Source organism: Nocardioides sp. (assembly GCF_030150155.1).
In the GTDB taxonomy this organism is placed as follows: Bacteria; Actinomycetota; Actinomycetes; order Propionibacteriales; family Nocardioidaceae; genus Nocardioides.
The window spans coordinates 1-15583 of the sequence record NZ_JASLGR010000006.1; the positions used below are offsets into that span (position 1 = coordinate 1).

The 15583-nt window shown below is 68.2% G+C and carries 16 protein-coding genes; 8 read left to right on the plus strand and 8 right to left on the minus strand.

Annotated elements, in window-relative coordinates:
• Positions 1–541: zinc-binding dehydrogenase (locus tag Q1V88_RS00780; protein ID WP_300676312.1), on the plus strand; the 541-nt coding region annotated here is incomplete at its 5' end.
• Positions 542–645: 104 nt separating this feature from the next.
• Positions 646–1062 carry an iron-sulfur cluster assembly accessory protein gene (locus Q1V88_RS00785; protein ID WP_300676315.1) on the plus strand — a complete coding sequence of 139 codons (417 nt, stop codon included), beginning with the start codon at positions 646–648 and terminating at the stop codon, positions 1060–1062.
• 76 nt (positions 1063–1138) lie between these two features.
• Here the strand turns inward: Q1V88_RS00785 and Q1V88_RS00790 are convergent, their stop codons facing one another.
• The 3 genes from Q1V88_RS00790 to Q1V88_RS00800 form a co-directional block, all read right to left on the minus strand.
• Positions 1139–1336: a hypothetical protein gene (locus tag Q1V88_RS00790; RefSeq protein ID WP_300676318.1), complete on the minus strand. Its 198-nt coding sequence runs from the start codon at positions 1334–1336 to the stop codon at positions 1139–1141.
• A gap of 103 nt (positions 1337–1439) precedes the next feature.
• Complete coding sequence (locus Q1V88_RS00795; RefSeq protein ID WP_300676321.1) at positions 1440–2423, minus strand: carbohydrate kinase family protein; 984 nt, start codon at positions 2421–2423, stop codon at positions 1440–1442.
• An 11-nt stretch (positions 2424–2434) separates the two neighbouring features.
• Complete coding sequence (locus Q1V88_RS00800) at positions 2435–3556, minus strand: aminotransferase class V-fold PLP-dependent enzyme (RefSeq protein ID WP_300676323.1); 1122 nt, start codon at positions 3554–3556, stop codon at positions 2435–2437.
• Between the two features lie 279 nt (positions 3557–3835).
• Between Q1V88_RS00800 and coxB the strand changes: the two genes are divergently transcribed.
• From coxB to Q1V88_RS00825, 5 genes are all read left to right on the plus strand, one after another.
• Positions 3836–4609 (plus strand): cytochrome c oxidase subunit II, encoded by a 774-nt coding sequence (gene coxB / locus Q1V88_RS00805; protein WP_300676325.1) that lies wholly within the window; start codon positions 3836–3838, stop codon positions 4607–4609.
• A 29-nt stretch (positions 4610–4638) separates the two neighbouring features.
• The gene (gene ctaD, locus Q1V88_RS00810; protein ID WP_300676975.1) at positions 4639–6300 is read left to right on the plus strand and encodes a cytochrome c oxidase subunit I; all 1662 of its coding nucleotides are present in this window, start codon (positions 4639–4641) and stop codon (positions 6298–6300) included.
• Positions 6300–6725, plus strand: coding sequence for a cytochrome c oxidase subunit 4 (locus tag Q1V88_RS00815; protein ID WP_366914051.1), 426 nt, complete (start codon positions 6300–6302; stop codon positions 6723–6725). The genes ctaD and Q1V88_RS00815 overlap by 1 nt, the downstream gene beginning before the upstream one ends.
• A gap of 225 nt (positions 6726–6950) precedes the next feature.
• The gene (locus tag Q1V88_RS00820) at positions 6951–8207 is read left to right on the plus strand and encodes an AAA family ATPase (protein WP_300676327.1); all 1257 of its coding nucleotides are present in this window, start codon (positions 6951–6953) and stop codon (positions 8205–8207) included.
• A complete protein-coding gene (locus Q1V88_RS00825) occupies positions 8204–9022 on the plus strand; it encodes a hypothetical protein (RefSeq protein ID WP_300676328.1) in 819 nt (272 codons plus the stop codon). The genes Q1V88_RS00820 and Q1V88_RS00825 overlap by 4 nt, the downstream gene beginning before the upstream one ends.
• A gap of 18 nt (positions 9023–9040) precedes the next feature.
• Here Q1V88_RS00825 and Q1V88_RS00830 read toward each other — a convergent pair whose 3' ends face one another.
• The 5 genes from Q1V88_RS00830 to Q1V88_RS00850 form a co-directional block, all read right to left on the minus strand.
• Positions 9041–10093, minus strand: coding sequence for an LLM class flavin-dependent oxidoreductase (locus Q1V88_RS00830; RefSeq protein WP_300676329.1), 1053 nt, complete (start codon positions 10091–10093; stop codon positions 9041–9043).
• A 141-nt stretch (positions 10094–10234) separates the two neighbouring features.
• Entirely contained in the window at positions 10235–11857 is a 1623-nt protein-coding gene (locus Q1V88_RS00835) for a ubiquinol-cytochrome c reductase cytochrome b subunit (protein WP_300676331.1), read from the minus strand.
• Positions 11857–12993 carry a Rieske 2Fe-2S domain-containing protein gene (locus tag Q1V88_RS00840; protein ID WP_300676333.1) on the minus strand — a complete coding sequence of 379 codons (1137 nt, stop codon included), beginning with the start codon at positions 12991–12993 and terminating at the stop codon, positions 11857–11859. The genes Q1V88_RS00835 and Q1V88_RS00840 overlap by 1 nt, the downstream gene beginning before the upstream one ends.
• The gene (locus Q1V88_RS00845) at positions 12990–13811 is read right to left on the minus strand and encodes a cytochrome c (protein ID WP_300676980.1); all 822 of its coding nucleotides are present in this window, start codon (positions 13809–13811) and stop codon (positions 12990–12992) included. The genes Q1V88_RS00840 and Q1V88_RS00845 overlap by 4 nt, the downstream gene beginning before the upstream one ends.
• A gap of 100 nt (positions 13812–13911) precedes the next feature.
• Positions 13912–14517 carry a heme-copper oxidase subunit III gene (locus Q1V88_RS00850; protein WP_300676981.1) on the minus strand — a complete coding sequence of 202 codons (606 nt, stop codon included), beginning with the start codon at positions 14515–14517 and terminating at the stop codon, positions 13912–13914.
• 118 nt (positions 14518–14635) lie between these two features.
• Between Q1V88_RS00850 and Q1V88_RS00855 the strand changes: the two genes are divergently transcribed.
• Positions 14636–15583 carry a cytochrome c oxidase assembly protein gene (locus Q1V88_RS00855; RefSeq protein ID WP_300676335.1) on the plus strand — a complete coding sequence of 316 codons (948 nt, stop codon included), beginning with the start codon at positions 14636–14638 and terminating at the stop codon, positions 15581–15583.

Sequence of the window (15583 nt, forward strand, 5' to 3'; positions counted from 1 at the left end):
CGGCGCCGGTGCGGTGGGCCTCGCCGCGGTGGCTGCGGCGCGTGGACGGGGGGTGGAGACGGTCGTGGTCGTGGACCCGGTCGCTGCTCGTCGTACGGTCGCCGAAGGCTATGGAGCCACCGCGCTCGATCCCGCGGACGAGTCAGCCGGCCCGGTCGAGGAGCGGGTCAAGGCACTCACCGGCGGGGGAGCGGCCTACGCGATCGACACCACCGCCCTCGCGCCCGTCGTGCTCCAGGCCCAGCGCGCGCTGCGATCGCGCGGGATGCTGGTCGCGCTGGGGTTGGGCGCGGCGGAATACAACATCGACGCCATCGACCTCCTGCAGTCGGGCAAGGTCGTGCGCTCCTCGGTCGAGGGTGAGTCCGACCCGCTCACGACCATCCCCGAGCTGATCGCGCTGCGTGAGGCAGGCAGGTTCGACGTCGACCACCTTGTCGCGACCTACCCCTTCGACCGGATGGCCGACGCCGTGGCCGACTCGAAGAGCGGAGTCGTCGTCAAGCCGGTCCTGGTCTGGCCGGACCACGAACGGAGCTGATCGCGGGGTGCGGGGAATAACCAACCCTGTGCGAGGATTGAGGAGATTGACCATCACCGGGCGGATGCCCGGAGAACCCCGAGCCTGAGACACCTGGAGTGAGCATGAGCGACAGCTGCTGCGGAGGCGGCCACAGCCACGACGCGCCCGGCGCGACGACGACCGTTGCGGCGCCGGTGGCCATCGATCGCCGTGAGGACCAGATCAACCTGAGCCCCGTCGCCGCCGAGAAGGTCAGCAGCCTGCTGGCACAGGAGGGTCGCGACGACCTCGCCCTGCGGATCTCGGTGCAGCCCGGCGGCTGCTCAGGTCTGCGCTACCAGCTCTTCTTCGACGAGCGCACTCTCGACGGTGACGTCGTCACCGACTTCGACGGCGTGTCCGTCGTCGTCGACCGGATGAGCGTCCCCTACCTCAACGGTGCCGTGATCGACTTCGTCGACACCATCGAGAAGCAGGGCTTCACGATCGACAACCCCAACGCCACGGGTTCGTGCGCGTGCGGTGACAGCTTCCACTGAGCCTGGCTCAGACACAGAAAACCCCGGCCCGTGAGGGCCGGGGTTTTCGCATTTCTGGACTGTTGGGAGGGAGGGGTCAGTCCAGTTCGTAGGCGACGTCAGCCGCGAGGGACGACAGGTCCTCGAAGCGGTGCTCCGGGGTCGTCGGTGACAGAGGGGTACGCGGGGAGGGCGCGGCCAGACGTGCCTCCGCGGCACGGCAGTCGGCCGTGAACTCGGCCGGGGTGGACATGTCCTCCCAGGCGGTGCGCGTGGCATACGTCGTGGTCGTCATGAGACCGACGCTACGTATTACTTCCCGGTAAGGACACCGATACCGGGAAGTAACACTGACGGGTAACCAAATTCCCCTCAGCGGGGGAGAGGAGCCTCCCCGGTCAGGAGAGGAACGGCTGCACGTCGGCTGCTGCCTCGGCGCCGTACGAGCCGGCCAGACGGGCCAGGAAGGACTCGGCGGTGAAGTGGTACTCCTGGGTGCCGACCGTCTCCACGACGTACGCCGCCAGCGTGCAGCCCACCTGCGCGGCACGCACCGGCGGCAGACCCCAGACGGTCGCGGCCAGGTAGGCCGAACGGAACGCGTCACCGACACCGGTCGGCTCGATCGCCTTGACATCCTGGCAGGCGGGCAGCGTGATCGGCTCCTGGCCGGCCTGCATGATGCGGACGCCGTCGGCGCCCATCGTGGTGATCTGGATGCCGACCTTGGACAGCACCTCCTCGGCGCTCCAGCCGGTCTTGGACTCGATCAGTCCTGCCTCGTACTCGTTGCTGAACAGGATCGCCGCGCCGTCGACCAGCTGGCGGATCAGGTCACCGTCGCCGAAGGCCAGCTGCTGGCTCGGGTCGGCGATGAAGCGGTAGCCGCGCTGGCGGCACTCCTCGGTATGGCGCAGCATGCCCTCGGGGTCGTCGGCGCCGATCAGGATGTACGCCGGTGCGCCGACGGCAGCCACGATCGGCTCGAGCTCGATCTGGCGGGCCTCGCTCATCGCGCCCGGGTAGAAGCTGGCGATCTGCGCCATCGTCGGGTCAGTGGTGCACACGAAGCGGGCGGTGTGCTTCGTCTCCGAGACGTGCACGTGCTCGCAGTTCACGCCGTGACGCACCAGCCAGGAGCGGTACTCGGTGAAGTCGGCACCCACCGCGGCGACCAGCACCGGGGAGAGGCCGAGCTGACCCAGGCCGAAGGCGATGTTGGCCGCGACGCCGCCGCGACGGATCTCCAGGTCGTCGACCAAGAAGCTCAGCGAGATCTTGTCGAGCTTGTCGGCGACGATCGAGTCGGCGAAGTTGCCGCCGGTGAAGGTCATCAGGTGGTCGGTGGCGACGGATCCGGCGATCAGCAGAGGTGCGGGCACGGGAGGGAAGCCTACTGCGAGGCCACCGAACCCCGGAGGTCGGCAACGATCCGGGGCAGCGCCGCCAGCAGCCGGTCGACGTCGGCCGCGGTCGTGTCCCGGGTGAGGGACAGCCGCAGGTTGCCGTGGGTCAGGGCGTCGAGGGCGCCGAGGGCGCTCACCACCTGCGAGGGCTCCAGGGTGGAGGCGGCGCAGGCCGAGCCGCTGGCCACGCCCAGCCCCTCACGGTCCAGGGCCGTCACGATCGGCTCGCCGTCGAGCCGTTCGAAGGCGAGCGTCACCAGGTGGGGGAGGCGGTCGATGGGGTCGCCGAGCACCTCGACGCCCTCCCAGGTCCCCACGGTGGAGCGGATGGTGTCGATCAGGTCCCGCTGCCGGCGTACGGTCTCGGCCTGGTCGGCGACCACCGCCTGGAGGGCGGCCGCCGCGGCCAGGGCGGCCGGCACGTTCTCGAAGCCGCTGGAGCGCTCGTCGATCCGGTCGTCGCCGGGGAACGGGCTCTCCCAGGAGGCGCCCTTGCGGACCAGCAGGACGCCGATCCCGGCGGGGCCGCCCCACTTGTGCGCCGAGCCGGCCAGGGCTGACCACTGTTGCGGCAGCGGCAGTCGCCCCATCGAAGCGCAGGCGTCGACGAAGAGCGGCACCCCGTCGAGGTCGAGGTCGTCGACCGGCTGGCAGGTGCCGACCTCGTGGTTGGCCGACTGCACCGCCGCCACCGCGGCGCCGTCGAGACGGCGTCGCAGTCGCTCAGGGGTGACGACGCCCTGGTGGTCGACGGCGACCACCGACGGCTCGCCCCACCAGTGCGCGGCGTGGAAGACGGACTGATGCTCCACCGCGGTGTGCACGATCATCCGGCCGTGGCGGGTGCGGGCGGCGGCCAGGCCGAGCAGGCCACGGTGCACCGCTTCGGTGCCCGAGGAGGTGAAGGTGACCTCGTCGCGCCGCACCCCGAGGGTGGCCGCCACCACCTCGCGCGCGTTGTCCAGCAGCAGGCGCGCGTCGCGGCCGGGGCCGTGCAGCCGCCGCGGGTCGGCGTACCCCCGCTCGTAGGCGGCCAGTAGGACGTCGCGTGCAGCGGGGTGGAGCGGCTCCGACGAGGCCGAATCGAGGTACGCGAGGGGGCTGGCCACGCGGCAAGCCTAAGTGAGGACGCGCCCCACGGTTGAGCCGCTCACCTCCCGTGCGGGCCCCGGGAGTGGCGGCCACGCCTGCGAGTGCCTCGAACTGCCGTAAACGCCCACCCGGTACGCCGCTGTGGCTCAGGTTCCGCTAAGGTGCGAGTCGTGGAATCGTCTGCTGTGCGACATGGGTCGCGACGTTGGTTGGCAGGGGCATCTCTGCTGGGCCTTGCCGTGCTCACGCTGTCTGGATGTTCGTCCGAGACAAGCGGTGAGTGGAAGCGCCTTGCCATGCCTGAAAGTGTCACGACCGAGGGTGAGCACAACCTCGCGCTGTGGCAGGGAGCCTGGATCGCGGCGCTGGTGACCGGCGCCATCACCTGGGCCCTCATCCTGTATGCGGCGTGGCGTTTCCGCCGCCGCGACGACAAGGAGATCCCGGTCCAGACGCGGTACAACCTGCCGCTCGAGATCTTCTACACGATCGCGCCGGTCCTGATGTGCATCGTCTTCTTCACGCACACGGTGAAGGCGGAGAACGCGCTCCTGGACGAGTCGAACGTGACCAACACGATCGAGGTCACCGGCCAGCAGTGGTCGTGGACCTTCAACTACGGCCTGGGCGAGCGTGACGCCGCCGCCGACGACTTCACCACGTCACAGAAGGCCTTCCCGTACTCGCAGTACGTGTCCCTCGCTGGCACCGCGTCGTTCATCCCGACGATCTACCTGCCGGTCAACGTGACCACCCGTTTCAACCTGCACAGCCCCGACGTGATCCACGACTTCGGTGTGCCGGCGTTCCACATGCGCATGGACGTCGTGCCGGGCCGCGTGAACCACTACGCGGTGACCCCGACCAAGATCGGCACGTACGCGGGCAAGTGCTACGAGCTCTGCGGTGTGTCCCACTCCCGCATGCTCTTCAACGTCAAGGTGGTTAGCCAGGCTGACTACGACGCCTACCTCGAGGAGCTCAAGGCCCAGAGCGGCGTCCACGACGCCCCGCTTCTCGGCGGCTCCGAAGCGACCACCCAGGCTGGCCTGGAGGGAGAATCAAAGTGACTGCCACCACGCCCCAGGCGTCTGCCCCGGTGAAGGCGCGTAAGCCGCTTGGGCAGCAGGCGTTCCGCCTGCTCACCACGACCGATCACAAGCTGATCGGCAAGATGTACTTCGTGACCGCGTTCGCGTGGTTCATCCTCGGCGGCATCATGGCGCTGATCATCCGCGCCGAGCTGGCCTTCCCGGGCTCGCAGATCGTCAACGACGAGCTGTACAACCAGCTGTTCACCATGCACGGCACGATCATGCTGCTGCTGTTCGCGACACCGCTGTTCTTCGCATTCGGTAACGCGATCATGCCGCTCCAGATCGGTGCCCCCGACGTCGCGTTCCCGCGACTCAACATGTTCAGCTACTGGCTGTACCTCTTCGGTGGTCTGATCGCCGCGTCGGGCTTCCTGACCCCGCTCGGTGCCGCCGACTTCGGCTGGTTCGCCTACACCCCGCTCTCGGACGCCGTGCGTTCGCCGGGCGTGGGTGGTGACCTGTGGATCATGGGTCTGTGGATGGCCGGTCTGGGCACCATTCTCGGTGCGGTCAACTTCATCACCACGATCATCTGCATGCGTGCTCCCGGCATGACCATGTTCCGGATGCCGATCTTCACCTGGAACACCCTGATCACGTCGCTGCTCGTCCTGATCGCGTTCCCGGTCCTGGCCGGTGCTCTGCTCTCCTTGGAAGCCGATCGACAGCTCGGTGCCCATGTCTTCGATGCCGCTCATGGTGGCTCGGTCCTGTGGCAGCACCTGTTCTGGTTCTTCGGTCACCCTGAGGTGTACATCATCGCGCTGCCGTTCTTCGGCATCGTCTCCGAGATCATCCCCGTCTTCGCCCGTAAGCCGATCTTCGGCTACGTCGGCCTCGTCGGCGCCACGCTCGGTATCGCGATCCTGTCGGTCGCCGTGTGGGCCCACCACATGTTCGTCACCGGTGCCGTCGACCTGCCGTTCTTCTCCGGCATGACGTTCCTGATCGCTGTGCCGACAGGTGTGAAGTTCTTCAACTGGATCGGCACGATGTGGGGCGGATCGATCTCGTTCGACTGCGCCATGCTCTACACGATCGGCTTCCTGGTCACCTTCCTCTTCGGTGGTCTGACCGGTGTCATCCTGGCGAGCCCGCCGCTCGACTTCCACGTCTCGGACTCCTACTTCGTGGTGGCGCACTTCCACTACGTGGTCTTCGGAACCGTCGTCTTCGCGATGTTCGCGGGCTTCTTCTTCTGGTGGCCCAAGCTCACCGGCAAGATGCTCAACGAGCGTCTGGGCAAGATCCAGTTCTGGCTGCTCTTCATCGGCTTCCACACCACCTTCCTGGTCCAGCACTGGCTGGGTGTCGAGGGCATGCCGCGTCGTTACGCCGACTACCTGCCTGGCGACGGTTTCACCACCCTCAACCAGGTCTCCACCGTCGGTGCCTTCCTGCTGAGCCTGTCGATGGTGCCGTGGTTCTGGAACCTCTGGATCACGCGCAAGTCGCCCAAGGTCGAGGTCGACGACCCGTGGGGTTGGGGCCGCTCCCTGGAGTGGGCCACCTCCTGCCCGCCGCCGCGTCACAACTTCGCCACGCTGCCGCGGATCCGTTCGGAGTCCCCGGCCTTCGACCTCCACCACCCGGAGATCGCCGCCCTCGAACTCGAGGACAATGCCGGTGACCTGGCCAAGCTGAGCGGGAAGGACGCCCACTGATGAAGTCGATGAAGGGTGAGACCTGGATCTTCATCGCCTGCACGATCTTCCTCGTGCTGGTGACGCCCACCTACTGGTTCGTGACGTCGGGCTCCGACCACGGCGGTGACTGGACCGGTACGTCGGCCCTCACCATGTGCACCCTGCTGGTCGCGATGATCTCCTTCTACCTGGGATTCCACGCGATCAAGGACCCGGCTCGTCCGGAGGACCTTGAGGACGCGGAGATCGCGGACGGCGCCGGCGAGCTCGGCTTCTTCCCGCCGTACTCCTGGTGGCCGCTGTGGGCCGCGATGACCCTCGGCGTGATCACGTTCGCCACCGCGATGGCTGCCTACTGGCTGCTCATCATCGGCGGTGTGCTCGGTGCCCTGGCCGTCTCCGGCTGGATCTACGAGTATTACCGCGGCGAGCACGCTCACTGAGCGCCTGGCGGCGCTGGCACGCACCGCTGGTGCGTTGCCGGCCCTCGCCGGCCGCCGCGCTTGAAGGCCGGCTTCGGCCCTCCGCCTTCCAGTTGCACGCACAGCACCCCCAGCCATGGCTGGGGGTGCTGTGCATTGCGGGGCCACAGTTCTTGGGGTGGCGCAACGTTGTCTTCGGCCGCCTGACTCTGTACGTTCTCCACCTCACTCGGGGGAAGGTGGCGCATGTCAGGTCAGGGCGAGGCTCAGGAGAACACCGCAGCGGTGGGACAGGTGCGGGCGGAGCAACGCACCCTCGACGCGATGTACGCGCAGCTCGACGCCGAGATCGGGGTCGCTGAGGAGGCACTGGCGGCGGCGATCGCGCAGCCGGTGGACGGTGCCGGTGATCGGCGGGTGCGGGACCTGGAGGTCGCGCGTCTGTCCGACAGGATCGCCCGGTTCCGCCAGGCCGAGCACGGCCTGTGCTTCGGCCGCCTCGATGGCGCAGGGGCGAGCCAGCCGCTCTACATCGGCCGGATCGGTCTGCGCACCGCGACGGGAGAGGCGCTGCTGGTCGACTGGCGGGCCGAGGCCGCCGGCGGCTTCTACGCCGCGACGTCGGCCACCCCGATGGGCGTACGCCGTCGACGGCACCTTCGACTGCGGGGCCGGCAGGTCCTCGGCGTCACCGACGAGATCCTGGACGGCTCGGCCCCGACCGGTGCCGACGTGGTGGGCGACGGCCCGCTCGCCGAGGCGTTGAGCGTGGCCAGGACCGGGCGGATGCAGGAGGCGGCTGCGACGCTGCAGGCCGAGCAGGACGCGATCGTGCGTTCAGCGGACCGTGGCATCGTCGTGGTCGACGGCGGCCCCGGGACCGGCAAGACGATTGTGGCGCTGCACCGGGCGGCGTACGTCCTCTATGCCTTCGAGGCCGCGGCCCAGGGCGGTGTGCTGATCTTCGGCCCGAACCAGCGGTTCCTGGACTACATCTCCGAGGTGCTGCCCTCGCTAGGGGAGAACGACGTCCGGCTGGCGACGATGACGCAGATCGTCGGGGTGGAGCCGACCAGGACGGAGCCCGACGCCCTCGCCCGGATCAAGGGAAGCAGCGTCGTCGGTGAGGCGCTGGGTCGCTGGGTGCAGGGACACCGACGGGTCGGGGTCGAGGTCGAGGTCGTCGTCACCGGGGAGCGGGTCCGTCTCGGCCCGGCGGTCGTCGATGCCGCCCGACACCGGGCTCTGCAGGGCGGCGTGGGCCACAACCGTGCCCGTGATCTGTTCCGGGAGTACCTGGCCGACGACCTCGTCATCGAGCTGGAACGCCTCACCTCCCAGGAAGACGCCGAGTTCGAGGCGGAGGTGGAGGCGACCCTCGGCATCGACCTCGACCAGGAAACCGGCTACGGCCACGGTGCGGGGCTCAGCCAGGGCTGGGGATCGACTGGGAGAGCATCCGCGCCGACCTGCTCGATCATCCGGCGCTGGACCGTGCCGTGACCCGGGTCTGGCCGCGGCTGGACGCCGAGGCCGCGGTGCGCGACCTCCTCGGTGACCAGGCCGCGCTGGCCGCGCTGCTTCCGGACATCGCCGCGCAGGACCGAGCCCGGCTCGCCTCGGCGGGCGATGGATGGACGCTGGCTGACCTACCGCTGCTCGACGAGGCGCGGGTGCTGATCGACGGGCCTCCCGAGGTCGGTGTCGGCCACGTCGTCGTCGACGAGGCCCAGCAGCTCACCGAGATGCAGTGGCGGGCCGTGTTCCGCCGCTGCGCCAGCCGCTCCCTGACCGTTGTGGGCGACCTCGCCCAGGCCGGACCGGTGTCCACCGTTCGTTCCTGGGCCGAGGCGCTGAGCCCCTTCGTGGGGGAGCGGTTCGCCCATCACCGTCTGACGGTGAACTACCGCACCACGGCGGAGATCCTGGAGGCGACGGTGGCGCTGCTGGCTCAGATCGCCCCGGAGCAGGCGGTGTCGACCTCGATCCGCCACGGTGAGGCGCCGTCGTCGGTGGAGACCGCGGAGGCCGGGCTGGCGGGCCGTCTGCGTGAGCTGCTCACGGAGGTCACCGTCGCCCATCCCGGTGAGCTGATCGGGGTGATCGCTGCGGCAGACCGCTGTCGCTCGCTGGCGTGGGTCGGTGAGGTCGGTGGCACCGTCCTGGTCGCGGCGCCGGACGCCCGCGGCCTCGAGTTCGACACCGTGGTGATCGTCGATCCGGAGGGGATCGCTGCGGCGGGGGAGGCGGGCCTGCGCGACCTGTACGTCGCCCAGACCCGCCCCACCCAGCGGCTCGTGATGCTGACGGTGCGCTGACGGAGGTCGGGCCCTGGATCAGGCCAGCAGCTCGCGCACCCGCGGGATCACCTGGGTGCCGTAGAGCTCGATCGAGTGCATCGTTTGCTCGTGGGAGAGCCCGGTGTCGTACTTGAGCACGAAGCGCTGCACGCCCATGCCGCGGATCGTCCTGGCGATCTTCTGCGCGACCGTCTCGGGGGAGCCGACGTACATCGCGCCGTGGGTGATCTCCTCGCGGATGTGGTCGGCGGTCGCCGTGCCCCAGCCCCGCTCACGGCCGATCGCGTTGCGTCCGCGCACCGCTGCCGGCGTGACCAGGCTGATCGCCTCCTCGTCGTCCTCCCAGATGAAGCCGTGCGAGTGCGTGCCTACCGGCAGCGTCAGCTGCTCGTCGGGGTGCAGCTCGCGCAGGGCGCGGTGATACAGGTCGACGAAGGGCGCGAACCGCAGCGGGTCGCCGCCGATGATCGCCAGCATCAGTCCGAAGCGATGGTGCGCAGCCCGTACGACGCTCTCCGGGGAGCCACCCACGGCCACCCAGGAGGTGAAGGGGGTGGCGGCCGGGGGATAGAGGACGGCGTCCACGGACGGCCGCACGGTGCCGTCCCACTGCACGCGGCCCTCGGGGCCGGCGTCGCGGATCGCGGCGAAGAGCTCGAGCTTCTCCTCGAAGAGGCGCTCGTAGTCGGCCAGGTCGTACCCGAAGAGCGGGAAGGACTCGGTGAAGGAGCCGCGCCCCAGCGTCACCTCGGCGCGCCCGGCGGAGAGGGCGTTGACCGTTGAGGTCTGCTCCCAGACCCGGATCGGGTCGTCGGAGGAGAGCACCGTGACGGCGGTGCCGAGCTTGATCTGCTCGGTGGTGGTGGCCAGGGCCGCCTGGATCAGGGACGGGGCGCTGATGGCGAACTCGCGACGGTGGTGCTCGCCGACGTTGAACGCGTCGATGCCCACCTGGTCGGCGAGGCGACCCTCGGCGACGATGTCGCGGATCACCTGGTCGTGGGGGAGGGGATGGCCCTCCGCGTCGGTTGGGATGCTCCCGAAGGTGTCGAGCCCGAAGGTCAGGTCTTGAACATTCACGTCAGCCATAGCGGGATAACGACAGAGCCCGCCGGAAGATTCCGGCGGGCTCTGTCGTGAGCGATGTCGATCAGTGGTGGCTGTCGCCACCCGGCATCACCTTCGGCGATGCTGGCTGCGGTCGTTCACCACATGAGTGCGCGGGCGCACTCAGTGGCTCTCTCCCTTGCCTTCGATCTCGGCGTGGTCGTCACCGTGGCCGTGGGCCAGGTGCTCGGCCGCCTCGGTGTACTCCTCGATCGTCGGCTTGTCGACGTCGTCGGCGTAGTACACGGTGCGCAGCTTGCCGCGCAGACCCTCGGCGTCCTCGCTGGCCAGCGCCGTGGCGCTGTCGTCGCGGTTGGTGATGGCGAACGCCTCACCCTCCGGCAGCGGGAGGTGCTTCTCGTAGTACTCACCCTCGGCCGTCCGCATCAGGACACCCGACTCGTAGCCGTGGAGCAGCATCTCGTTGTCGTGACGCTGCAGCGAGATGCAGATCCGGCGGGTGACGAAGAAGGCGATCGCCGGACCGACGAAGACCAGCACCCGGAGGTAGTACGTGATCTGGTTGATCGAGGCGTGCAGCTTGATCGCGATCAGGTCGTTACCGCCAGCGGCCCAGGCCAGACCGTAGAACGTCATCAGGGAGACCATGAAGGCCGTCCGCGTCGGAGCGTTCCGCGGGCGCTGGAGCAGGTGGTGCTCACGCTTGTCGCCGGTGATCCAGGACTCCACGAAGGGCAGGAGCAGCAGGATCGTGAAGAAGATGCCCGGGGTCAGGATGACCGGGACGAAGACGTTCCAGGACCAGGTGTGACCCCAGAAGTGCGACTCCCAGCCGGGCATGATGCGCAGCAGGCCGTCGGGCCAGCCCATGTACCAGTCAGGCTGCGATCCGGCGGTGACCTTGGTCGGGTCGTACGGTCCGAACTTCCAGACCGGGTTGATCGACATCAGGCCACCCATGATCGCGGTGACACCGAAGACGATGAAGAAGAAGCCACCGGCCTTGGCGGCGTACACGGGGAGCATCGGGTAGCCGACGACGTTGTTCTCGGTGCGACCGGGGCCAGGCCACTGCGTGTGCTTGTGGTAGACGAGCAACAGCATGTGGGCGGCGATCAGGCCCAGGATCAGGCCCGGGATCAGCAGCACGTGGATCGTGTAGAGCCGGGGGATGATCGACTCACCGGGGAACTCGCCACCGAAGAGGAAGAACGAGATGTAGGTGCCGACCAGCGGGATGGCCTTCATGAAGCCGTCCGCCGCGCGGATACCGGTGCCCGAGAGCAGGTCGTCGGGGAGCGAGTAGCCGGTGAAGCCCTCGAGCGTGCCGAGGAGCAGCAGCAGCGAGCCGATCACCCAGTTGAGCTCACGCGGCTTGCGGTGCGCGCCCGTGAAGAAGACCCGCAGGAGGTGGATCATCATCGAGGCGATGAAGAGCATCGCGGACCAGTGGTGCATCTGGCGCATGAGCAGACCACCGCGGACGTCGAAGCTGATGTGCAGCGACGAAGCGTAGGCCTGCGACATCTCGATGCCGCGGAGCTGGTTGTACGAGCCCTGGTAGGTGACCTCAGCCATCGAGGGCTGGAACCAGAGCGTCAGGAAGATACCCGACAGGAGCAGGACGACGAAGCTCCACAGCGCGATCTCGCCCAGCATGAACGACCAGTGGTCGGGGAAGATCTTGCGGAGGTTCTTCTTGCCCATGGCGGCGAGGCCGAGGCGCTCGTCCGCCCACTCGGCAGCCTTGCCCACCTTGGTGGTGGGGGCAGATGTCGTGCTCATCAGATGTCCGCCTTCTTCTGGACCTCATCGGGGGACTGCGAGTCGCGCTCCCAGTAGCTGGGGCCGACCGGCTCGGCGAAGTCGCTGAGCGCGATCAGGTAGCCCTCGTCGTCGACGCCGAGCGGCAGCTGCGGAAGGTGACGGCCAGCCGGACCGAAGACGACCTTGCCGGAGTCGGCCAGGTCGAACGTGGACTGGTGGCACGGGCACAGCAGGTGGTGCGTGGTGCGCTCGTTCAGGGAGATCGGGCAACCGACGTGGGTGCAGATCTTGGAGTACGCGACGACGCCGTCGACGGCCCAGTTGCGGGTCGCCTCGCTGACGATGTCGTTCGGGTCCATCCGCAGCATCACGATCGCGGCCTTGGACTTGGCGATCTGCAGCTCAGCCCCGTGGAGGTCGGGCTGTCCGTTCTCCGCGGTGGGGAAGATCGCCTCGGGCTCGGCGTTGAACAGGTCGCCGATCTCGACGTCGGAGAGGTGGATCGGGGTGCCGACGACGTCGCGGACGACGCGCATCCCCTTCTTCCACACGGTGTGCTTGAGGCCGGCGCCCTGGTACTCGCCGACGACCTGGTTCGGGAGCGGACCGAGGTCGCGCAGCATCACGACGGCCGGGGCGGCCAGCAGGCCGACGGCGCCGATCAGGGAGTTGCGCAGCAGCGGGCGACGGCCCATGCCGGACTCCTCGAGACCCGCCTGGAGGGCGGCGAGGGTGGCGGCGCGGTCGTCGGCCGACGAGGCGGCCGGGTGGCGCTCCTCGCTGATCTCGACGTCGGCCATGAGCTTGCGGGCCCACTGGATGACGCCGATGCCGATGAAGAGGAGAGCCAGACCGAGCGTCACGCCGAGGGAGACGTTCGAGGCGCCCAGACCGATGAAGGTGTGACCACCGACGCCGTTCTTGACCGAGAAGTAGCAGACCACGAAGAGGACCGTGGCGACCGCGGACAGACCGAACAGGGTCGCGACCTGGCGCTCAGCGCGACGCTCGGCCTTGGGGTCGACGTCGGTCGGACGCCAGGTGTGCTCGTGCAGACCGGGGTCCGGCAGAAGCGCATCCGTGGAAGCGTTGATCTCCGCGTGCGACTCGGAGTGTGACCCCGGGTCGGAGTGGGTGGGCTGATCCGTGCTCACGCTGCAGCGCCCTTCTTCTTCTTGTTGGTACGGGTGGTGTGCGCCGCGATCCACACGGCGAAGGCGACCATGACGCCGAGGCCGAGGATCCAGGCGAAGAGACCCTCGCTCACCGGGCCGAGACCACCGAGGCCGAAGCCGCCGTAGTTGGGCTCGTCCTTCATCGACTTGACGTACGCGATGACGTCACGCTTCTCCTCGGGGGAGAGGTTGCCGTTGGAGAAGGTGTCCATCGACTGCGGACCCGTCAGCATCGCCTCGTAGATGTGCTTCTCGGAGGTGTTGATGATCTGGGGCGCGTAGCCACCGCGGGGCATGGCGCCGCCGTTGCCGTTGAAGTTGTGGCAGGCGGTGCAGTTGGTGAGGAAGATCTGGCCACCGCGAACGATCGCGGCCTGCTTCTCCTCATCGGTCAGACCCTCGGTGGAGTAGTCCTTGGCCGTCGGGATCGACGGGCCGGGGGCGAGCGAGGCGACGTACGCCGCGATGTCGGCGATCTCCTCGTCGGTGTAGGCCTTCTGCTTGGCCGGGGCCTGCTGGCCGGGGGCGGCCAGCGGCATCCGGCCGGTGCCCATCTGGAAGTCCACGGAGGCCGCGCCGACACCGGCGAGGCTCGGGCCGAGGAGCTTGCCGCTGATGTCGTTCTGGCCCTCGCCGTTCTGGCCGTGGCAGAACGCGCAACCGACCAGGAAGAGCTCCTTGCCCTTCGCGGCCTGGTCCGAACTCGCGCTGCTGTCAGCCGACGAGGACGGGGAGAAGGCGGCGTAGGCGCCACCGGAGAGCAGCAGTGCTCCGAGGAGGAGCACCGCGCCGGCCATGCGACCGCGGCGGTGACGGGAGAGTCGACCGGCTGAGCGGTTCAGACTGCGCTTGAGGAGGTGCAACGTAGGAATCCTTACTTCTTCGCTGCCGGACCGGTCACTTGATGATGTAGATCGAGGCGAACAGCCCGATCCACACCACGTCGACGAAGTGCCAGTAGTAGGAGACGACGATCGCGCTCACCGCCTGCTCGTAGGTGAAGCGGCGAGCGACATAGGTGCGACCGAGAACGAGGAGGAAGGCGATCAGACCACCGGTCACGTGGATACCGTGGAAGCCCGTGGTCAGGTAGAACATCGTCCCGTACGCCGAGGACGGGATCGTGATGCCCTCCTGGATCAGGGTCGCGTACTCGGTCGCCTGACCGGCGATGAAGATCGCGCCCATGATGTACGTGAGGATGAACCACTCACGCAGGCCCCAGGTAGCGGGGTTGAAGACAGAGCCGGATCGACCGACCTTGCCGTTCTCCGCCTTGAAGACACCCATCTGGCACGTCACCGACGAGAGCACGAGGATGATCGTGTTCGTCAGTGCGAACGGCACGTTCAGGTGCTGGGTGTTCTGCGGCCACAACTCGGGGCTCACCGAACGGATGGTGAAGTACGCCGCGAAGAGGGCTGCGAAGAACATCAGCTCGCTGGAGAGCCAGATGATGGTGCCGACCTGAACCATGCTAGGTCGGTCGTGCTGCCCGTGCAGACGGGATGCCGGAAGTGCTGAAGCTGCAGTCGCCACGGGCTCATTATGTCGGTAGTCGATCTGGACGGCACCCCGACCCCCCGAAACATGTCAGGAAGGGGGTCATAAAGTTGCGGGGGTGGTGATCTCTGCGGTGACGACCGCCGGCTCTGTGACGCTCGACCTGCCCCCGTTCGGGTGGTCGACGTTCCTCTCGCAATGGGGTCTGGCGCCGATCCCGTTCGTGATCACGATCTGGGTCGCCGGCCTCTATCTGTGGGGCGTGCGGGTGCTCCACAAGCGGGGCGACCGCTGGCCCGTGGGCCGCACGATCGCGTTCGTGGTCGTCGGGATGGGGTCGTTCTACCTGGCGACCTGCTCGGGGTGGGCGGCGTACGACACCACCCTGCTGTCGGTGCACATGGGTCAGCACATGATCCTGTCGATGCTGGTGCCGCTCTCGCTCGCCCTCGGGGCACCCGTGACGCTGGCGCTGCGCACCCTGCCCCGAACGCCGCGCACGTGGCTGCTGGCGGTGCTGCACTCGCGGATCGTCAAGGTGCTCAGCTTCCCGCCGCTGACCTTCCTGCTCTACGTGGTCTCGCCGTGGGCTCTCTATTTCTCCGGCTGGTACGCCGCCTCGCTCCACTCCGACTACGTGCACGAGATGATGCACCTCCACCTCGTGCTGGTCGGCTCGCTCTTCTTCTGGCCGCTGATGGGGATCGACCCGATCCCCGGCCGGGTCAGCTACCCGGGGCGGATCCTGCTCACGGTGCTGACGCTGCCCTTCCACGCGTTCCTCGGGATCGCGATCATGAGCCGCTCCACCCTGCTGGCCGGCTCCTGGTATCCCGACCTGCACAACGGTCCGATGGGCTCGTGGTTGCCCGATCCGATGGCGGACCAGCAGCTCGCCGGCGGCATCCTGTGGGGTGCCGGCGACTTCGTCGGACTCGTCTTCTTCGGGGTGCTCTTCACCCAGTGGGTGCGTCAGTCGCTCAAGGAAGCGGCCCGAGAGGACCGGCGTCTGGATCTGCTCGAGGCACGAGAACGCTCGGCCAACGAGCGCGCCGCAGCGGAGTAG

Coding starts and splice junctions, on each gene's coding strand:
- Q1V88_RS00845 (WP_300676980.1), bottom strand. CDS start 13,811: ATGGCCGGCGCGGTGCTCCTCCTCGGAGCACTGCTGCTCTCCGGTGGC.
- Q1V88_RS00815 (WP_366914051.1), top strand. CDS start 6,300: ATGAAGTCGATGAAGGGTGAGACCTGGATCTTCATCGCCTGCACGATC.
- Q1V88_RS00835 (WP_300676331.1), bottom strand. CDS start 11,857: ATGAGCACGACATCTGCCCCCACCACCAAGGTGGGCAAGGCTGCCGAG.
- Q1V88_RS00830 (WP_300676329.1), bottom strand. CDS start 10,093: ATGGCTGACGTGAATGTTCAAGACCTGACCTTCGGGCTCGACACCTTC.
- Q1V88_RS00820 (WP_300676327.1), top strand. CDS start 6,951: ATGTCAGGTCAGGGCGAGGCTCAGGAGAACACCGCAGCGGTGGGACAG.
- Q1V88_RS00785 (WP_300676315.1), top strand. CDS start 646: ATGAGCGACAGCTGCTGCGGAGGCGGCCACAGCCACGACGCGCCCGGC.
- coxB (WP_300676325.1), top strand. CDS start 3,836: ATGCCTGAAAGTGTCACGACCGAGGGTGAGCACAACCTCGCGCTGTGG.
- Q1V88_RS00790 (WP_300676318.1), bottom strand. CDS start 1,336: ATGACGACCACGACGTATGCCACGCGCACCGCCTGGGAGGACATGTCC.